Source organism: Vibrio tubiashii, assembly GCF_028551255.1.
GTDB lineage: Bacteria > Pseudomonadota > Gammaproteobacteria > Enterobacterales > Vibrionaceae > Vibrio > Vibrio tubiashii_B.
In genome coordinates, this window is the sequence record NZ_CP117029.1 from 1468149 (window position 1) to 1484499 (window position 16351).

At 44.7% G+C, this 16351-nt stretch carries 13 protein-coding genes; all 13 read right to left on the reverse strand.

The window, feature by feature from the left end; genetic code table 11:
• Positions 1 to 12 precede the first annotated feature (12 nt).
• Entirely contained in the window at positions 13 to 2625 is a 2613-nt protein-coding gene (gene tssH / locus LYZ37_RS06695; protein ID WP_272787006.1) for a type VI secretion system ATPase TssH, read from the reverse strand.
• 57 nt (positions 2626 to 2682) lie between these two features.
• Complete coding sequence (locus LYZ37_RS06700) at positions 2683 to 3612, reverse strand: type VI secretion system baseplate subunit TssG (protein WP_171324001.1); 930 nt, start codon at positions 3610 to 3612, stop codon at positions 2683 to 2685.
• Positions 3613 to 3627: 15 nt separating this feature from the next.
• Entirely contained in the window at positions 3628 to 5379 is a 1752-nt protein-coding gene (gene tssF, locus LYZ37_RS06705; protein ID WP_272787007.1) for a type VI secretion system baseplate subunit TssF, read from the reverse strand.
• Positions 5372 to 5797, reverse strand: a complete 426-nt coding sequence (tssE, locus tag LYZ37_RS06710; RefSeq protein ID WP_272787008.1) for a type VI secretion system baseplate subunit TssE — start codon at positions 5795 to 5797, stop codon at positions 5372 to 5374. The genes tssF and tssE overlap by 8 nt, the downstream gene beginning before the upstream one ends.
• The gene (locus LYZ37_RS06715) at positions 5797 to 7194 is read right to left on the reverse strand and encodes a type VI secretion system contractile sheath domain-containing protein (RefSeq protein ID WP_239854371.1); all 1398 of its coding nucleotides are present in this window, start codon (positions 7192 to 7194) and stop codon (positions 5797 to 5799) included. The genes tssE and LYZ37_RS06715 overlap by 1 nt, the downstream gene beginning before the upstream one ends.
• Before the next feature lie 55 nt (positions 7195 to 7249).
• Positions 7250 to 8728: a type VI secretion system contractile sheath large subunit gene (gene tssC / locus LYZ37_RS06720; protein WP_239825893.1), complete on the reverse strand. Its 1479-nt coding sequence runs from the start codon at positions 8726 to 8728 to the stop codon at positions 7250 to 7252.
• On the reverse strand, positions 8728 to 9231 hold the full coding sequence (gene tssB, locus LYZ37_RS06725) for a type VI secretion system contractile sheath small subunit (protein WP_004748702.1): 504 nt from the start codon (positions 9229 to 9231) through the stop codon (positions 8728 to 8730). Before tssB ends, tssC begins: the two co-directional genes overlap by 1 nt.
• A 19-nt stretch (positions 9232 to 9250) precedes the next feature.
• The gene (locus tag LYZ37_RS06730) at positions 9251 to 9772 is read right to left on the reverse strand and encodes a type VI secretion system tube protein Hcp (protein WP_004749480.1); all 522 of its coding nucleotides are present in this window, start codon (positions 9770 to 9772) and stop codon (positions 9251 to 9253) included.
• A 29-nt stretch (positions 9773 to 9801) separates the two neighbouring features.
• The gene (locus LYZ37_RS06735; protein ID WP_272787009.1) at positions 9802 to 11208 is read right to left on the reverse strand and encodes a type VI secretion system protein TssA; all 1407 of its coding nucleotides are present in this window, start codon (positions 11206 to 11208) and stop codon (positions 9802 to 9804) included.
• A 212-nt stretch (positions 11209 to 11420) separates the two neighbouring features.
• Positions 11421 to 11720 carry a PAAR domain-containing protein gene (locus tag LYZ37_RS06740; protein WP_004742854.1) on the reverse strand — a complete coding sequence of 100 codons (300 nt, stop codon included), beginning with the start codon at positions 11718 to 11720 and terminating at the stop codon, positions 11421 to 11423.
• The gene (locus LYZ37_RS06745; protein WP_239854358.1) at positions 11717 to 12289 is read right to left on the reverse strand and encodes a DUF6931 family protein; all 573 of its coding nucleotides are present in this window, start codon (positions 12287 to 12289) and stop codon (positions 11717 to 11719) included. Before LYZ37_RS06745 ends, LYZ37_RS06740 begins: the two co-directional genes overlap by 4 nt.
• Entirely contained in the window at positions 12289 to 14271 is a 1983-nt protein-coding gene (locus LYZ37_RS06750; protein WP_272787010.1) for a type VI secretion system Vgr family protein, read from the reverse strand. The genes LYZ37_RS06745 and LYZ37_RS06750 overlap by 1 nt, the downstream gene beginning before the upstream one ends.
• A 262-nt stretch (positions 14272 to 14533) precedes the next feature.
• Positions 14534 to 16321: a M28 family metallopeptidase gene (locus tag LYZ37_RS06755; RefSeq protein ID WP_272787011.1), complete on the reverse strand. Its 1788-nt coding sequence runs from the start codon at positions 16319 to 16321 to the stop codon at positions 14534 to 14536.
• Positions 16322 to 16351 lie beyond the last annotated feature (30 nt).

Genomic DNA, 16351 nt, shown 5'->3' on the forward strand with positions numbered 1-16351 from the left:
CTTGGCTATTTGTTACTTAATGGTTAGCTCAAAACCCGCTGGGTTTGATGCTGCAACAACCGAAACTTGAGAGATAGGCTGTTGCTGACTTAGGCGACTGATACATTCCTCCGCTAACTTCGGCATCAAAGAACGGTTAATGATCTGTTCAACGGCGCGACCACCTGTTGTTGGATCAGTATTTTTGTTAACAACAAAGTCAACAAACCCCTTATCCCAAGTGAAGCTCGCTTGATACTGTTCAGCCAATTTTTTCTTAATTCGATTAAGAGAAATCTCGGTAATCTTCGATAGCTCTTCATCGTTAAGCGGATAATAAGGCACGATTGTCGTACGTCCCAAGAAGGCTGGCTTAAAGTAATGTTGTAAGTCAGGACGAATGCTCTCTAGAAGCTCTTCGTTGGTCATACGTTCTTCACGATCTTCACACGCATCACAAATTGCTTGGTCTGCCGCGTTAGAAGTCATAATGATAATGGTGTTTTTGAAATCAACCGTGCGGCCTTCACTGTCTTTGATATGGCCTTTATCAAAGATTTGATAGAACAAGTCATGAACACCTGGGTGCGCTTTTTCCATTTCATCAAGAAGAAGAACAGAATAAGGGTTGCGTCGAATGGCTTCAGTTAACACGCCACCTTCACCAAAACCAACGTAACCAGCAGGAGAACCTAAAAGCATAGAGATCTTATGTTCTTCTTTAAATTCGGTCATGTTGATCACGGTTAGGTCATTGCTTCCGCCGTACAGTTGCTCTGCAAGTGCCATGGCTGTTTCTGTCTTACCAACACCACTTGGACCACACATGAGGAACACGCCAATTGGTTTGCGGCTGTCTGTGAGACCAGCACGAGAGATACGAATAGCCTTAGCAAGCTCTTGTTTAGCCACATTTTGACCGATAACACGCTTATCTAGCTCTTCCTCAAGCGAAAGTAATCGAGCAATCTCATCACTCATCATGTTACCAACCGGAATACCTGTCCAGTTAGCAATGATCTGAGCAATCGTATTGTCATCGACCATTGCATTTACGAGAGGCAATTCACCTTGCAGTTCGTGAAGTTTGTCTAGCGTGTCATTGAGGGCAGTCTGCTTGGTAAGGTCACCTTTGTCTTCACCTTCAGCGTTGCTAATTTCCTCTTGCAAAGCCTTGATTTGATCAACCAGCTCAACTTCTTGTTTCCAACGAATGTTCAGGGCTTCAAGCTCTGATTCATTGGTTTCGATTTCGCCTGTGATCTCTTTGATCTCTTCTTCTGCAATACCGAAAAGCGCATTTTCTTTTTCTAGAGCGGCTTTTTCGTTCTTTTGATAACGAATGGTTTGCTCTAGAGATTCAATAACTTCAGGTTTAGCACCTTGAGTCAGGGCAATACGTGCACTGGCAGTATCAAGAAGGCTGATCGCTTTGTCTGGTAACTGACGACTAGGCAAGTAACGAATAGACAGATTGACCGCTGCATCAATGGCGGTTTCAGCGATGAAAGCACCGTGGTGTTTCTGTAGTGAAGCTGCTACGCCGCGCAGCATCTGTTTTGCATCTTCTGCATTAGGCTCTTCGATAGAAACCACTTGGAAACGACGAGTAAGGGCAGGGTCTTTTTCAAAGTACTTTTTGTACTCTGCCCAAGTCGTTGCAGCAATTGTTTTGAACTCGCCACGCGCTAATGCGGGTTTAAGTAAGTTCGCCGCGTCATTCTGACCAGCAGCACCGCCAGCACCGATGAGAGTATGAGCCTCATCAATGAATACGATGATAGGTACTTCACTGTTTTTTACTTCGTTGATGACATCTTTAAGTCGGTTTTCAAACTCACCTTTAACGCTTGCTCCGGCTTGAAGCAATCCCAAATCCAGTGAATGGATTTGCACCCCTTGCAGTGCCCCTGGGACTTCATCCGCTGCAATTCGAAGTGCTAGCCCTTCCACAACGGCTGTTTTACCTACGCCCGGTTCACCTACCATGATTGGGTTGTTTTGACGTTTTCTACAAAGAATATCGATGGCCTTGCGAACTTCGGCGTTTCGGCCTGATATTGGGTCAATATTACCGTCAATCGCTTGCTGAGTTAGGTTAATCGTATACTTACTTAGCGCGTCGTTTGCAGACGGTTGACCAGCGGGTGCGCCACCTTCTGCTGCTGAAGTTTTACTGCGAGCAACGGCGGTTTTATTGATCAGTCCCTGTAAAGATTCAAGTGATACTGATTGCAAACTTTCCAGTTGAAGCGTGTTCACACCCAATACGTTTTGCTGCAATAAAGCTTGCACTAAATGCAAGCTGATCACTTCGCCATGAGCATAGTTTACTGAGGCGATCATCCAAGCGTCTTTAATAAGTTCAGTCAGACCGTGGCTCAGAGTCGGCTGCCCTTCGCTTCCTTTTGGAAGTCGTGTAATCTTGGTCGACAGCTCATTAACAATCGCGTCTTGAGACAGCTTTTGAGATTGCATCAAGTTGCTCAAGTTGGCATCTTGCTGAGAAATTAATTGCAGCAACCAATGCTCAATCTCGATAGAAGGAACGCCTTGGTTCATGGCAGCACCAGCAGAGACTTCAAGAGCCTGCTTTAGCTCGGGAGAAAGCTTGGCGACTAAATTTGTTAGTGTTACTTGTGTCATACAGTTTTCCTTGTATTTCGAAGCATCAAAACAACGAAGCTACGGAGTGTTTTTCCATTATTTGAGCAAGATACTTATCATTTGGTGCGGCTTTCTTTCTGGAGCGAGGCAATCAACCTCTCCCAGTTTTGCTGCACGGTTGATGTTGCTGGAAAGTGTCGGTCGCGAAAGGTATTCGCGTTTAACTTTGAGATAAATCGAAACTGGAGTGTTATCGCGAAGGTAATGCTGAATGAGTTCACGCATACTACTTGCAAGCATTCGATCGTTTTGAATATCTAAAAGGTCTTGTTCATTGGCTGGTTTAATCGAGACAACCAAATGATTAAAGTGCGTCAGACAGGTTTTTCCAATTAGAAACCCTTGTCCAATACGGCTGTTGTAAGTGCGATTAATGCCAAGCTTGGTCAGTGAATCTACTGGGAGTTGACGGCGTTCTTGGTGCTTTGTAGAGACTTCAATTTCGTACGGGAAATAGTCATTCAACATTTGCTCTAAACTACTTAGATTACGGCTATTTTGCCCAAGCAAGAATGAGTATTGGAAAAAGTTCCCATGCTCGTCGTTAAGTGCAGCTATGTGGTTCAGTAGACGAGACTTTTCAGGATGTAGCTCATTTTGAACTACTAACCAAGGAGAGGTTTCAAGCTGAGCTACAAGTTCAAAATACCGCTGATTGAAGACATCGAGAAAGTCTTTTAATGCATGGTCGTCGTCATGCAGTGCAGCTAGAAGCTCTTCATAAATGTAGTAAGGGATTACGCCTTTAACGCCAGATAAAGCTTGCTTAGCAAGTCTTAGCTTGGCGTTGTTATTCTTTAAAGAAAAATACTGGATTTCACTTGCATCACCGGTAGGCATTGCTTCGGCTTTAAGCACCAAGCGAATTCGTTGCTCCGATTCAGAGATAAAGTGCGACAGTAAACGCATCGCTTGAGCGAAATCGTATTTTTCAGTGTTATTGGTTAGGTCATTGACTACGTTCATGATTTCCACCCAACTCTATAAAGCGCTCTGGCTACCGTGAATTTTGGGGTAGCGCTTAACGTAACCATCACGGCCATAGACTTTTATCGACAGCTGAATGTAGCGATCAAAACTACAGAACTGCTGGAAAAAGCGGTTCAGAACGTCGCTGAAAACTAAAAAGCCACCAGTGGTATCCAATGTGATTTCAATCTCTGTTCCTGGTGAGAAGACGTTTTTGCCCAGAATTCTTAGCGCAGACACTTGTGAGCGAATATTAACGTTACGAATCGTCTGGATTTCGTCAGCAGAGATCTGACTCCTACTACATAAACGCAGCATTCTCTTTAACGCTTCCTCGGGGTGCTCTGCATGAAGCAGCGAGACAAAGTTAGCATTGAGCAAGGCGATAAATTGCCAGTGTAAATGTGGGTCTTGTTCTCGTGAAATAGGCGCTGAGGGTGGATAAATCGGGCTAAACTCGCCCGGTAAATCGATACTCTCTAGACATTCGAAATCTCCTTGAACAGCACAGGCGCGTTTTCCGTTGGTACAAAGAAGGCGAGTACCATAGAGTTTGTTGAACTCGAGTTCTTGTTGATTATTTAAGCTGATTGCGAGTCTGAACTCGTTGTCGCTACCGCGCGTACATTGCCAATGATCGGCTTTTGGGTCTGAGCGATAGCTGTCTTTGAACAGAGGTGTGAGTGTTCTTTCTCCCATCGAAGTGATTTCGTACACTTCTGTGACTTCAACGATCTCAATATCACCATCGCTGTGCGCGTCAGCATTAACGGGAATACTCAGACTCCGTTGGTCATAGGTTGTCGGTTCGCCGGTTTGTTCGAACAGGTTAATCGCTGGAACGATGTTTAGCTTAAACACTTGGTTATCGAATAAGCGCATAAACTCCGTTGGTAAGCTATGCATAAACAAGTTCAATACTATTTCTGATGTATCAAATTGTTTGATTGCTTGACCGAACTCTTTAAGGCGGAAGAATTGACGTTTTTCTTTAAAGAAAAAGAACTCACTGATCAGTTGATAACCGGCAAACTGGTTACCTTTCTGCGGCAGAAATTGAAAGTTGGTATCGCTAATTCTACTTTTTAAACGCTCGGGTTCAAGTACTGCATGTTTCTCGCACGCTGCATCAGAAATTGAGATGGCTTGGGTCTCAGCAAGTAATAGCTCGACCAGCGAATCAGCATTGTTTTCAAAACCCTGAACAAAAAAATCGAGGTCTTCACAATCTAAGGATGAGAAAAATACATCTGGATCACCCGTAGAAAAGCTGAGCTGTATGACCGCCGTTGTTTGCTCTGTACCAGCTGGGCGATTGAACTTGAATGGCGCACTAGAGGCAGTGGTATCCATCAACTTAAATGAGGTGGTTTTTAGCTCATCGATAGTGGTAAAGGTGCAACTTTGACCTTGCGCTATGGCTGAGAACTGCGAACCTTTAGGCAGTGTTACAGACTCCGCCAGATCGGCTTCTTCATCAAGCTGGAGGTAAGCAATGCTCGGAACGGTTTGAATGTAGCTTGGGTATAAAACACCAAGTAACCCTTCAACGACTTCTGGTAACTGGTCTGATAGCTTCTTTTCGACGGTAGCGTTGAGTAAAGCTACACCATCAAGCAGTCGAGCAAGGCTCGGGTCTTCAATTTGGCCTTGATGGATGTTTAAACGTTCAGCATGACTAGGGTGCTGGTGTCCAAATTGGCCTAAGGCGCGTCGAACAAGAGTCAGTTCCTGTTCGAAATATCTTAATAACGGATCACTCATAACTGTCCTCCGCCATTAGTGTTCTTAAATCATTCAGTGAAATTTTTGAGTCAAATACCAACTCGGTTTCTCCTTGAGTGGTTTTGGCTTTTGCAACGATGTTAAAGGCAATGGCGTTTTCATTTTCTTTGCGCTCTCCGAGTTCAACCATCACATTGGTTAATCTTGGCTCGAAGTGTTTAATGTAACTTTCTAATCGAAGTGCAAGTTGCGCTTGATCTAAGCTAGCGCTCAGTAGCTGCACGTCTTCAATGCCATAACGAAAGTTAGAGCGCTGCAGTTCAATAAATCGGTCGTCTATCTCAAGTAGAGATGCCTCTGACTCAAGTAGCTTGGTCAGGTTGTACTTGATGTCTTCAATGTCATCATTAGGACCTGAGTTTTCGTGAGGCTGAACAAAGGTTTTCCAGAAACTCATTACGCCACCTCATCCAGTTCAGTTGTCAGGACCACTTCACCAGTGAAATGGTCGTACTGGTATTGGGGAACGATACGTAAAGTGCAAGAAAAGCTGCCTTTATGATGTGGCGACTCTGTAACACTGATCTTGGCGAAGCTCAGCGGGTATTTAGACAATGTTTCTTCATTGGCAAATGAGACGTTGCTGGAGAATTTTTCAATCCAATGCGTTAAGAAAAGCTCACATTCTGATGCGGTATTGAAACTACCAATCATTTCTCTCACTTGTACCTTTAAGTAGTGAGCGATGCGGCAGGACATGAGGCTGGTTTGGATCTGTGTAAGCACTTTCTCGTTATCGGTTTGAGAGTGACTTTGCCAAATCGAATTGTTGCCATTGAAGTAAAACTTTTCGCTCAGGGCACTCTTAGTCAAAGGAATAAAACCGTTCTGAGCATAAAAAGTCGAAATTTGACCAAACAAAACCACATCAGTTTCAGGACGAGATAAAAACTGGCTATCGTGATGCTCTAAATTAACCAAAGCCCCTTGAGCTTTATCGTTCCAGCGAGACTTCAAAAAACCGAACCAGTTTACTCGATGGTGTTCTCTCATCATGGTAGCCGCAAAAGCGAACGCGGCATTGCCCCAAAGTCCTTGACCAGCTTCATTGTAGATAAAGCCCACTTTGGCATTCTTGTAGCAGTTACGCATACGAATGGAAGGCATGACTAAGCCAACAAATTTAGACGACGCTTTCTGTCTTAGCTCTTGCCAAGGTTTGTAGTCCTCTCCTGTAAGGATTTTTTCAATTCGGTTGGTATCTGATAACCAATCCGCAGTCGGTTGGACAAAAAATTGCTCATCAGGAGAAAAAAGCATAGGGCATAGCGTGACTTCACCTAACTTTCCTAACAGTTCTAAGGTGAATAAGTCGTCATAGTCCGCATCAAAATCCATATCAAGCGAGATTTTGTGGGTAAAAACAATGCTACCAAATGGGTGCCCGCCTAAAGTGTTTAGCTCTTTGTTACCAATTTTGTTGTAAAGCTCAGATCCTTTGATGGTATAGGCTTGGTTGACGTCGTTTGATATCTCGGACCAATCCATATCAAGCAATTTGAGTTTAGTTCGTTGCTTGTTAACGGGTAGCTTGGCTAAGCCTTCAAGCCCGAGCCAACTACCATGAAGAGTCTCGAAATCATTGTGGTGCAGAATCTCATCAAGCTGCTTTGAAATACCGCTGTCTAGTTCGGTGATCAACTGGGCGAGAAAAACCGTTAAACGTCCTTTACTGGTGAGTGCTTCCGGAGCAATCTCAGACAGCAGAGATAGCGACTCTTTCAAAAAGTCGTTGTCTGTGGTGTCTAATCCGGCAAAATTCCGTTGCCATTCTGAATCGATGTTCAAATTCATCATGTCCTGAGAATAGAGAAAGAATAGGCCGGACAAGTCCGGCCTGATTTCTGATTTAGCCTGGAATCTTAGCTACCATTCGAACTGAGGTCGTCAGCTCTTCAAGTTGTAGCCATGGGCGTAAATGCGCTACCGCAGAATAAGAACCTGGGCGGCCTGGTTGTTCTACAACCTCAATACGTGATTCAGCTAGTGGTGTTTTCGCTCGTTGCTCATTACCAATTGCACCAGCGTTAGTGTATTGGTCGATCCAAAGTTGCAGTTCACGTTGGATGTCTGGAGCTTCGAGGTTTGAGCCTAGTTTGTCACGGCCCATTACTTTCAAGTAGTGCGCGATACGGCCACTTGCCATGATGTAAGGTAGACGCGCAGAGATTGCAGCGTTTGCTGTTGCATCAGGGTCAGTGTAAGTCTTTGGTTTTTGAGTCGTTTGACCACCAATAAACACACCGTAGTTTGAGTTCTTGTAATGAACCAGTGGTAAGAAGCCTAGATCGCTAAGCTCTTTTTCACGTTCATCGGTCAAGTTAACCTCAGTCGGGCACTGTTGGACTAGATCACCGGCTTCCGTTTTGTAGGTCAGGTTAGGTAGGTTTTCTACTTTACCACCGTTATCTAGACCACGAATCGCAGTACACCAGCCTGACGCGGTGTAAGCTTGAGTCATCTTAAGACCAAGATCGTAAGCAGCGTTTGACCAAACTAGCTCATCGTTGCTTGCTGGATTTGGATTACCATCCATATCCGTACCTAACTCTTCGTATTCGAACAAGTTAGTGCTTAGACCTTTAGCACCGTATGGCAGACGAGCCATAGTGCGAGGAAGCGTTAGCGTTACATAGCGAGCGTCATCGCTTTCACGGAATGAATTCCAAGCTGCATAAGCTGGAGAATCGAAACCTGCCGCGACAGGTTTACCTTCATCAAATGTTGTGAAGTCATTGAATTCAAACATTTGTGCATTTGCAGCCGCGACAAATGGTGCGTGACATGCAGCCGCAACTTCACCCATATAGCGAAGTAGGGCAACATCTTCGTCTTTAGCGCTGAACTCATAGTCGCCGATAAAGGTGCCGTATGGTTCACCACCAGCCGTACCAAACTCACCTTGGTAAACTGCGTTAAACAGTGGGCTACGATCAATCGCAGGAGCGTCTTCGAATTGCTCTAGTAGCTCTTCTTGACTGAAGTCGACCATCTTGATCTTAAGATCGCGGCCAAGTTCACTCTCTTTGACAAGCTTTTGCAGACCACGCCAAGAGCCTTCAAGCTTTTGGAAATCATTTTGCTGCATGACCTGAGATAGCTGCTGTGAAAGCTTCTTATCGATCTCAGAAATGGCATTTTCAATGGTCTTAGTCAGGTTCTTGTCCCAAGTAACCGTACCAGATAGCGCTTGCTCAGCAAGAACAGAGAAAAGTTCTTTTGTAGTATCAGCCGGAGTCTGAGTCGTTGCTTCAATCGCTCTGTCTAGAAAACTAAGAGCACCTTCTGCAGCTTCCGGTTGGGCTTGATTTTCAGCTTCTGTGCTCATTATTCAGCTCCTTCTTTATTGATACCTAATTCTTCAGAAAGTGCGTTGATTGTGTCAGCGCTTTGAAGAACTTCTTTAAGTAGCTTTTCTAGGTCACGAGAGCGGTCAGCTTTTGAAAGCAGAACCTTAAGTTGGTTACGTGTCTCTACAAGTTTTTTCAGTGGTTCTACTTGCTCAACAATCGCTTCCGGTTCGAAGTCTTTCATTGAGTTAAACTGTAGGTTGGCTTCAAACTGGCTGTCATCGTCAGCCAGCACGTTATCAACTTTTAGGCTCAGCTCTGGGCCGACACGCTTCATGACATTGTCGAAGTTGTCTTTGTCTACGTTATAAAACGTGCGCTCTTCAACATCTTCTTTATCTTGCTTATGACCCGAGTAGTCACCAATTACCCCAACAACAAATGGGAGTTCTTTGGTTTCTACAGCGCCATTAGTTTCCACATCGTAAGTAATACTTACGCGGTTCTTACTTACGCGTTTGTGTTGGGAATTAAGTGCCACAATGGATCTCCTTATTCAATTACGCTGCAGTCGAAGTCACTTTAGCTGCAGTTGCATCGAAGCCAACTTCAGGGCCTTTCTCGATCTTACCGCCTTCGCCTTCGATGTAGTACGCTTTAGAAATTTCAGTGTACGTTAGGCTGAATGATTCGTTTGGTAGCGTGCCGTCTGATGCAGCCATGTTGTAGCTAGACATACGAGCAGCTTTAAGTGTTAGGATTAGGTATGGATCAGCACCAGAACCTTCACGGTTAGGCTTAGTCATTACGATCTCAACAGTTTTACCTTCACCACCTGGTGCGTATAGGAATGTTGTTAGGTGAGGAGTTGCGCCGTCACATCCACGTGTCACGTTTACTTCACCTAGTGCAACCATACCTTGGTCTGCGTTGTTAGCATTACCGACATCAATGCCTACACCGCGTACAGCATTCCAAGTGATAGTGTCGATAGCGAAGAAGCCATCTTTACCACCAATCTTTTCTACTGTTGCAGCGCCTTTAGGTTTTGTACCGTCGATTCTCATGAAAATAGAAGCCATTTTATTCTCCTTTGCTGATCAGCATTTGGTTACCACTCGAAGTCATTCAGATTACCTGATGATTCGGTGGAGCTTGCTTCAGTTTGTGATGATTGATTAGTATCGGTCTTTTCCTGAGTTGGTATTTCTACAGGAGAAGTCTGATTAGTAGGTGCAGCTGCCCCATTTGAAGCAGCTGCGGTTGGAATAATGTTAGAAGAGGTTGGTAACGTTTTATCGCTCAGATCAAGCTGATCTAAGTTATCCATCCCCGTTAATTGATTAATTTGTTGCATTACGCCGCTATTGCCGCCTGTCATCTCTTGCATGAGTTCAGGCAGGCTCATGTAACCCCAGCGTATTGCTCTTTCTAGCAAGAACGAAATTGGGCTATGTGGCTCAGTTTGTTTGAAAAACTCAGAGATCTTTCTCAGCTCTTGAAAAGCTTGGTCTCGGCTAGCGATCTGGCCTGCACTTACTGGTATCTGCGCAACAACAGTTGTTGAAGTTACTTGAGGCGCAACCTGAGCAGTAATACTGGAAGCTTCAGTTGATACCGTCTGAGCACTTTCGGCAGGTGCGCTATTGACTTGAGCAGGGCTCTCTATCTGTTGCTTTTCAGCTACCTCTTCTTTACGAGGTAGGTAGTCATCACCTAACGGCCAGAAAGCGAACTTGTCTTCTGTAAGAAAGCGGATTGCATTGATTGAATCAGCAAGATTAGCTTTAGCAAAACGGAAGCTAATTGGTGTCACACCGACTTGTTGACACTCTTTGGCAATGGCGAGTTCCGCTTCAGTAAAGTTCTGATAGGCATCAGAAAGCAAAAGTACCGTTTGCTCGACGTCACTATTGAATAGCTGTTGGGCTTTTTTCTTGAGCTCTTCAAGCTCACCAGAGCGTTCTGCTCTTAAATAATCACCAAAAGTAATGTCATCAATCAGACCGATAAGCTGTAGAGGCATGAACAGGGCTGTTGAGTCGTTGCTTTCACCCACCAGTTGTAACAATGGCTTGATACGAAAATCTGCGATCTCTCTTAGCTTACCTTGTTCATCGTCGCTCTTAATTTTGTTGTCTGGAAGAGTAGGGTGCAGGTTGCCCCAAAATTCTTCGATGAAGCTTTTTAGTACTTTAGTTGAGTCAGCTAGGTTCTGATAAGGCTGCGCGGTAAATAGTTGGCTTGAAATATACCAGCCAAGCAACTCTAAATCTTTGGTTGATTGAGTGAGTGCTTCTAATGTGCTGTTACGCAGTTGAGTCCAGTTCGATTCATTGGCTTCTAACAACGCCTCATCGCTAGAAGCATCAGGTGTTTCGATAAGCTGGCGGAATGAAGATTGCGCAGCATTATAGTTATTACGTAACGCGCGATAGATCGAGCGATCAAGCTTTAGGTAGTTACCAGTCGGGGATTCTTCTGAAATGGGTGCCAACAATTGTGCAATATCTACCATGCAAATTCCGTTACGTAATTATTGTAATTTGGTTAACGTAAGCAATTGTTAAAATAGTAATTTATTAGCTGTTGCTTACAATTGATAGTCTAGGCTTATTTTTGAAAAAGGCTCGCCCAAATTTATTATTTACGTAAAAAAGTGACATACATCTAGAAAATTGGACGGAGCACGCTCATTTTTTATTAAACCCTTGTTCGCAAGGTGGTTTTTTAACCACCTATCATGACTGTGGGCATACCTAATACAATAGTGCCACCATGTGCAGTCGTATCCCCCATTCGAGCGGCGGGTTTGTTCATTATTAGTACGGTTGCGCTGCCTTTAATGATGGAATCGGGAGGGCCAACACATACACACATATCGCCTAGTGTGGCTGCTGGCATACTACCGATGAGTACAGTGGGTACACCAGGACCAGTTATAGGACCACCTACATGTGGAATTGGTGGCACAGCAGGGGTTTGCATCGGACATACATGCATGTCTGTTAAGCGGGCTGCTAAGGTCATCCTTTTCCTCCATTGCCGCCGTTAGCGATATCAAGCGCATAGCTCACTGATTGAGTATAGTACTTTTCAGAATCTTGCCAGTTAGGCAGGGCAGCAGCGTGATTAATTGAGCCTGCAACAGCCTTGGCATAAAGAAATGGGTCTGGGAGTACTGCTGGCAGATCTGGTGCCACTATACTGCCGGACCCATTCCAAAATATTGCTTGTGCTAACCATGAAGGTCCACAGTTTAATTCGAGTCTGTTAGACAGTAGTTCTGCTTTGCGTCGAAGGTCTTCTGCTGGAGCTTGTACCCACTGTTGTGCCGTTTGAATACATTGTGCTTGAGTTGCGTTCCAAACGTCATTGCGAAGCTGTATACAAAGACTTGCCCACCAAATCGCTTCACGGACGGGTAGAGCATGGGCGAGAAACTGCACAAGGTCATTATTGAGTTGGTTCTCTTGAAGTAACTGAATCGTTTGTTCTACGGACAACTCTTCGTCAAGTAACTCTTTCGCTTCGTCTGAAGCCGTAAATCGAGGCAGGATTTGCCCGCAAGTCTGGTAAGGGATTTTTTTATAACTCATTAGTTTACCTTAACGATAGCGCCTTTCACTTCACCCATCACACCACCATTAAATGTTGCTTTAAGTCCGGATTTAAACTCTGCACTTAATGATCCTTCAGCTGAAAGCGTTGTGTCCGCTTTTATCGCTACGCTCAAGCCTTTGATTGAATTTGAACTGGTCGCTTCTAAAGCCGTTGTTGTACCAGACACTTTGTTCGCAGAAGTTGCTTTACTGGTCACATTGGTGCCTTGTAGGTTCAAGCCGCTGCTGGCTTTTATATCAATATTGGTTGCTTCAATAGATATCGAAGAAGATGAAATCGAAATTTTGCTCGAACCCACTTTGATGTCGATGCTATCGTCAGCCTCGATAGTGATGGACTTCGCTTTTTCAGACATCGCTTTAGTGACTGTCAAGCTGTAATTATCTTCTGTAGAGATAGCCATTTGCTTGGTCACTTTTTGCGTCAATTCACCTTTAACCGTTTCCGTATGGTTGTTCTCTACTTCTTGAGTGATGTCCTTCGCTGCGTGTAGGTAAATCAACTCATTATCTTTTTTATCATCAAAATAGAGTTCATTGGATTGCCCGGTAAGCTTGGTCTTTATACCACTCTTAGTAGAATTAGCTTCCTTGTACGGTGGTGCATTTTTACTGTTGTAGACACTGCCAGTAATGATGGGTTGGTCAGGATCACCATCAATGAACGCCACCAGAACTTCTTGACCTACACGAGGAATGAACTGGGCACCATAGCCGCTTCCTGCCATCATTTGAGCCACGCGCACATAGCAACTGGTTTTGTCACCACTCGCCTCTATGTCCCAGTGGAACTGGATCCTAACTCGCCCTTGGTCATCTTGATTGATTTCACCTGCTGTTGAGCCTGCCACAGTGGCACTTTGTAGTCCGTGAACTCTTTGTTTGTCGACCGGATTTGGATAGTAAGAGGTTGTTTTAGGTACTGCTTTTATTTCGGTGTCACACACCACATCTTCAGAGTAGTGCGTCTTGATCGAAATAATCGAATAATCGGATAGCTGCGACTTGTCTAGATGACTAGAGAGGGAGAACCATGTCGCGATATCAAATAAGTCATGTTTAGCAGTTGCGACAATGGTTTGGTAATCTTGTGCTAGATGCTCAGCGCGTCGCTTGGCAAGATTACTGGCCAGATCGGTTTTATCTCCCGAAACACCCAAAGGTGGGTAGTGGACATTAGTCAGTTTGGTATTGTTTGCGATGGTGTTGCTGCTCTTTTGCGCCTTGCTCGTTACCAATTTTGTTTGGCTGTAGTCGTAAGCGGTGAGCTCTACACTTGCGCCGTGAAATGCGACGGCTGGTGACCAAGACTCTAATAAAGGTAAAGATCCTGTTGGTGTTTCCACCATATCAAATTTTGCATTGTCAGCTTTATCGAAAGGCGATTGCGCATCTTGCAGTACAAGTGTGTGCTCTTTATCAGAATGGGTGAAATAGTAATGAACCCCTTCTTCTGCAAGCAAGCGCGTGACAAAGTCAAAATCGGACTCGTTGTATTGCAGACAGTACTCGCGCTTGGTCGTCGGCATTTTGGCTATTTTGTAGCAGCCCTTGAAACCCGCATTATCAAAAATATCGCTAACAATGTCCTTGGTTGATTGGTTTTGGTAGACCCGAAAAGCGTGAGTATGTTTGAGAAGCTCTAACCACGGCTTTAAAGTGACTTGGTACAAAACGTATTGTAGGTTGCTGTCCATCCCTAAGCTTTCAATACGCGTGATAATGCCATTGAAAGAACGGGTTAGGGTCGCGCTACCTGCTATGTTTGAATATCGGTTAATCGTGAGAAGTTGCCCTAATTGGCTTTGGACGTCGAAGTTACTAGAGACAAGGGTAGCGGAAACCTCGAAAGACTCAGAGAGAGTTTGAGCCGCAGAAAACTGACTGACCTTGTGTTCCTGCCCTTTGTAATCCTTCGCAGAAATAGGGCTCGCCGACGCCGAATATTTTTCAGCCATAACACTTCCTTTGAAACTGACGATCATGCTTCGAGTAAATCTATTCGAAACAATGGGTTGTGATGTCTGTTAATAATTCATTAAAAAGTAGCAGGTATTCATAAGTAAATAAATCAAATTAACTGAGATTTATAATCCAGATTAGAGTGGTAAGAGGTGATTTGAGTGTTTTTTGAGCGTTTGCCGTTGAAATGGGTGAAAGTCGTATAAAAAGCCGCGCATTGTACACGCGCGGCTTTGGTTTTATGGACAATAAGAACAGTTACTCGCGGTCTTGGTCGAAGTCACCATGGAAGTGATCATGATCAGAAACACTATCTGTAGCTTTAAGCTTCTGACCTACACGAAGCTTGCTAGTTGGAGCAGATTCGCTGCTTAAAGAGCGAAGCACTTGTTGTGCTTGCGGTTGTTGCTCTGGGAAGACAGGCTCACTGAAGGCATAGAAAGTCGTGACGTAGGCAAGTGATTGAGTGTTGACGTATAATGCTTCTTGGCTCACGTTGTTTAGGTCATCACAGGCTTGGTGGTAGCATTTGTCATAAGCGACATCAATTTCGCCACCAAACTTTTCGACTTCCTGCGCGGACTTCACTTTCTCTGCACCAGTGAACAAGCCACCAAAAGCGATGCCCCAATCGGCAAAACCAGCATAATCCGAACGTTTAGATAAAGCTTGTGGAACGGTAGACTCTGATTTTTCAGTAAAGAACTTGTTAAACACAGACTCGATATGTGATGTGCCATATGGCGGTTGGAAATCACCTGTGTAAGCGTTATCTGGGCTGTCTTTCGTATCTGATAAGTCTCCATCCATAACGCCAAAGATGTAGTTAGGTGAGCCAATCATATCGAAGTTTAGGTAGAGCTTAACCTTGTTTAACTCATAGTATCGAGCATCGACTAGATCTAGCTGTTCAGGCGTTAGCTGGCTAGGGTCATCCAAGCCTAGTTCTTTTAGGATTTCCTGCTGTGCTTGATTACGCAGTGGCGCGAAGAGCTCGTTGGTGTAGTACTCAGAGCCGACTAGACCTGCTTCTTCAGCTGCCCACCAAGCAAAACGCACCTTGTTCTTAACCGGTGCTTTCAAATTCGCAAGGGTTACCGCATATTCGAGTAGACCTGCCGTACCTGAACCGTTGTCATTGATTCCAGGACCTTCTGGAACAGAGTCCAAGTGTGCGCCAAGCATGACAACCTCATTAGCATTACCGCCTTTGGTTTCAGCAATGATGTTTTGGGTGAGTACCTCTTCATCTCGGACGTTAATATTCAACGCGATAGGCACTGCAGCGGTTTGGCTCAGCTCATACCATTGCTTACCAAGAGCGTAACGAGCACCGAGAGCCGGAATAGTGGCAGTACTGTCGCTACCTAATGTACCATTTACGACCGCTGTACGGCCTTCAGCGTTACCTTGGTTGAAGACAATAACACCTTTAGCTCCAGCGTTTTGAGCGTTGACGACTTTGGTATTGAAACTACATCCGCCGCGTTGGATGACAGCAACTTTGTCCGCCACATTTTTGCCAGCAAAGTCGGAAGACTCACAGCCGTCTGTACTGTCATAATCAGGCGCATCGAATCTAAAATCAGGAGTAATGAAAACGGCATCTGCGGAAAGTAAACCGTTTGAGTTACCAGAGTAGGACATGGCGGCAAAGTCCGGCTCTACGCCTTCACTGGCATTGCGCACACCGACTAGCTCTGTTTCATTTACATTTAGGGTTGTACCCGAAAGCTCTTCCCATGCACGAAAATCAAACTCTTGTATTGCCACATCGTAGTTATGGGCGCGCATGGTATCAACAATATAGTTGAGAGACTGTGCATAGCCTTCCGTACCAGCCGCTCGAGTAACGGATGCTCCATCAGTTGTTTTCGAGGCGCGTGCTTCAAGCTCTTCCAAGTGTTCTACGACTTCTTCGCGATCAATTTTGCTACTGACGTACTTCGCTGCCTTTTCGGGATCATCCCAGTAACATCCTGATAGTAGCGTTGAGCTGATTAAGGTAGCGAGCATAGTTTTTGTTGTTGTGATGCTTACTTGCATTTGTGACTCCTTGTATTAAATAAGCGATGC

Excerpts from the sequence above, each read along its gene's own strand:
- tssC (WP_239825893.1), bottom strand. The coding sequence starts at position 8,728 with ATGAGCACAGAAGCTGAAAATCAAGCCCAACCGGAAGCTGCAGAAGGT.
- LYZ37_RS06715 (WP_239854371.1), bottom strand. The coding sequence starts at position 7,194 with ATGAATTTGAACATCGATTCAGAATGGCAACGGAATTTTGCCGGATTA.
- LYZ37_RS06700 (WP_171324001.1), bottom strand. The coding sequence starts at position 3,612 with ATGAACGTAGTCAATGACCTAACCAATAACACTGAAAAATACGATTTC.
- LYZ37_RS06740 (WP_004742854.1), bottom strand. The coding sequence starts at position 11,720 with ATGACCTTAGCAGCCCGCTTAACAGACATGCATGTATGTCCGATGCAA.
- LYZ37_RS06755 (WP_272787011.1), bottom strand. The coding sequence starts at position 16,321 with ATGCAAGTAAGCATCACAACAACAAAAACTATGCTCGCTACCTTAATC.
- LYZ37_RS06735 (WP_272787009.1), bottom strand. The coding sequence starts at position 11,208 with ATGGTAGATATTGCACAATTGTTGGCACCCATTTCAGAAGAATCCCCG.
- tssF (WP_272787007.1), bottom strand. The coding sequence starts at position 5,379 with ATGAGTGATCCGTTATTAAGATATTTCGAACAGGAACTGACTCTTGTT.
- LYZ37_RS06745 (WP_239854358.1), bottom strand. The coding sequence starts at position 12,289 with ATGAGTTATAAAAAAATCCCTTACCAGACTTGCGGGCAAATCCTGCCT.
- LYZ37_RS06730 (WP_004749480.1), bottom strand. The coding sequence starts at position 9,772 with ATGGCTTCTATTTTCATGAGAATCGACGGTACAAAACCTAAAGGCGCT.
- tssE (WP_272787008.1), bottom strand. The coding sequence starts at position 5,797 with ATGAGTTTCTGGAAAACCTTTGTTCAGCCTCACGAAAACTCAGGTCCT.
- LYZ37_RS06750 (WP_272787010.1), bottom strand. The coding sequence starts at position 14,271 with ATGGCTGAAAAATATTCGGCGTCGGCGAGCCCTATTTCTGCGAAGGAT.
- tssH (WP_272787006.1), bottom strand. The coding sequence starts at position 2,625 with ATGACACAAGTAACACTAACAAATTTAGTCGCCAAGCTTTCTCCCGAG.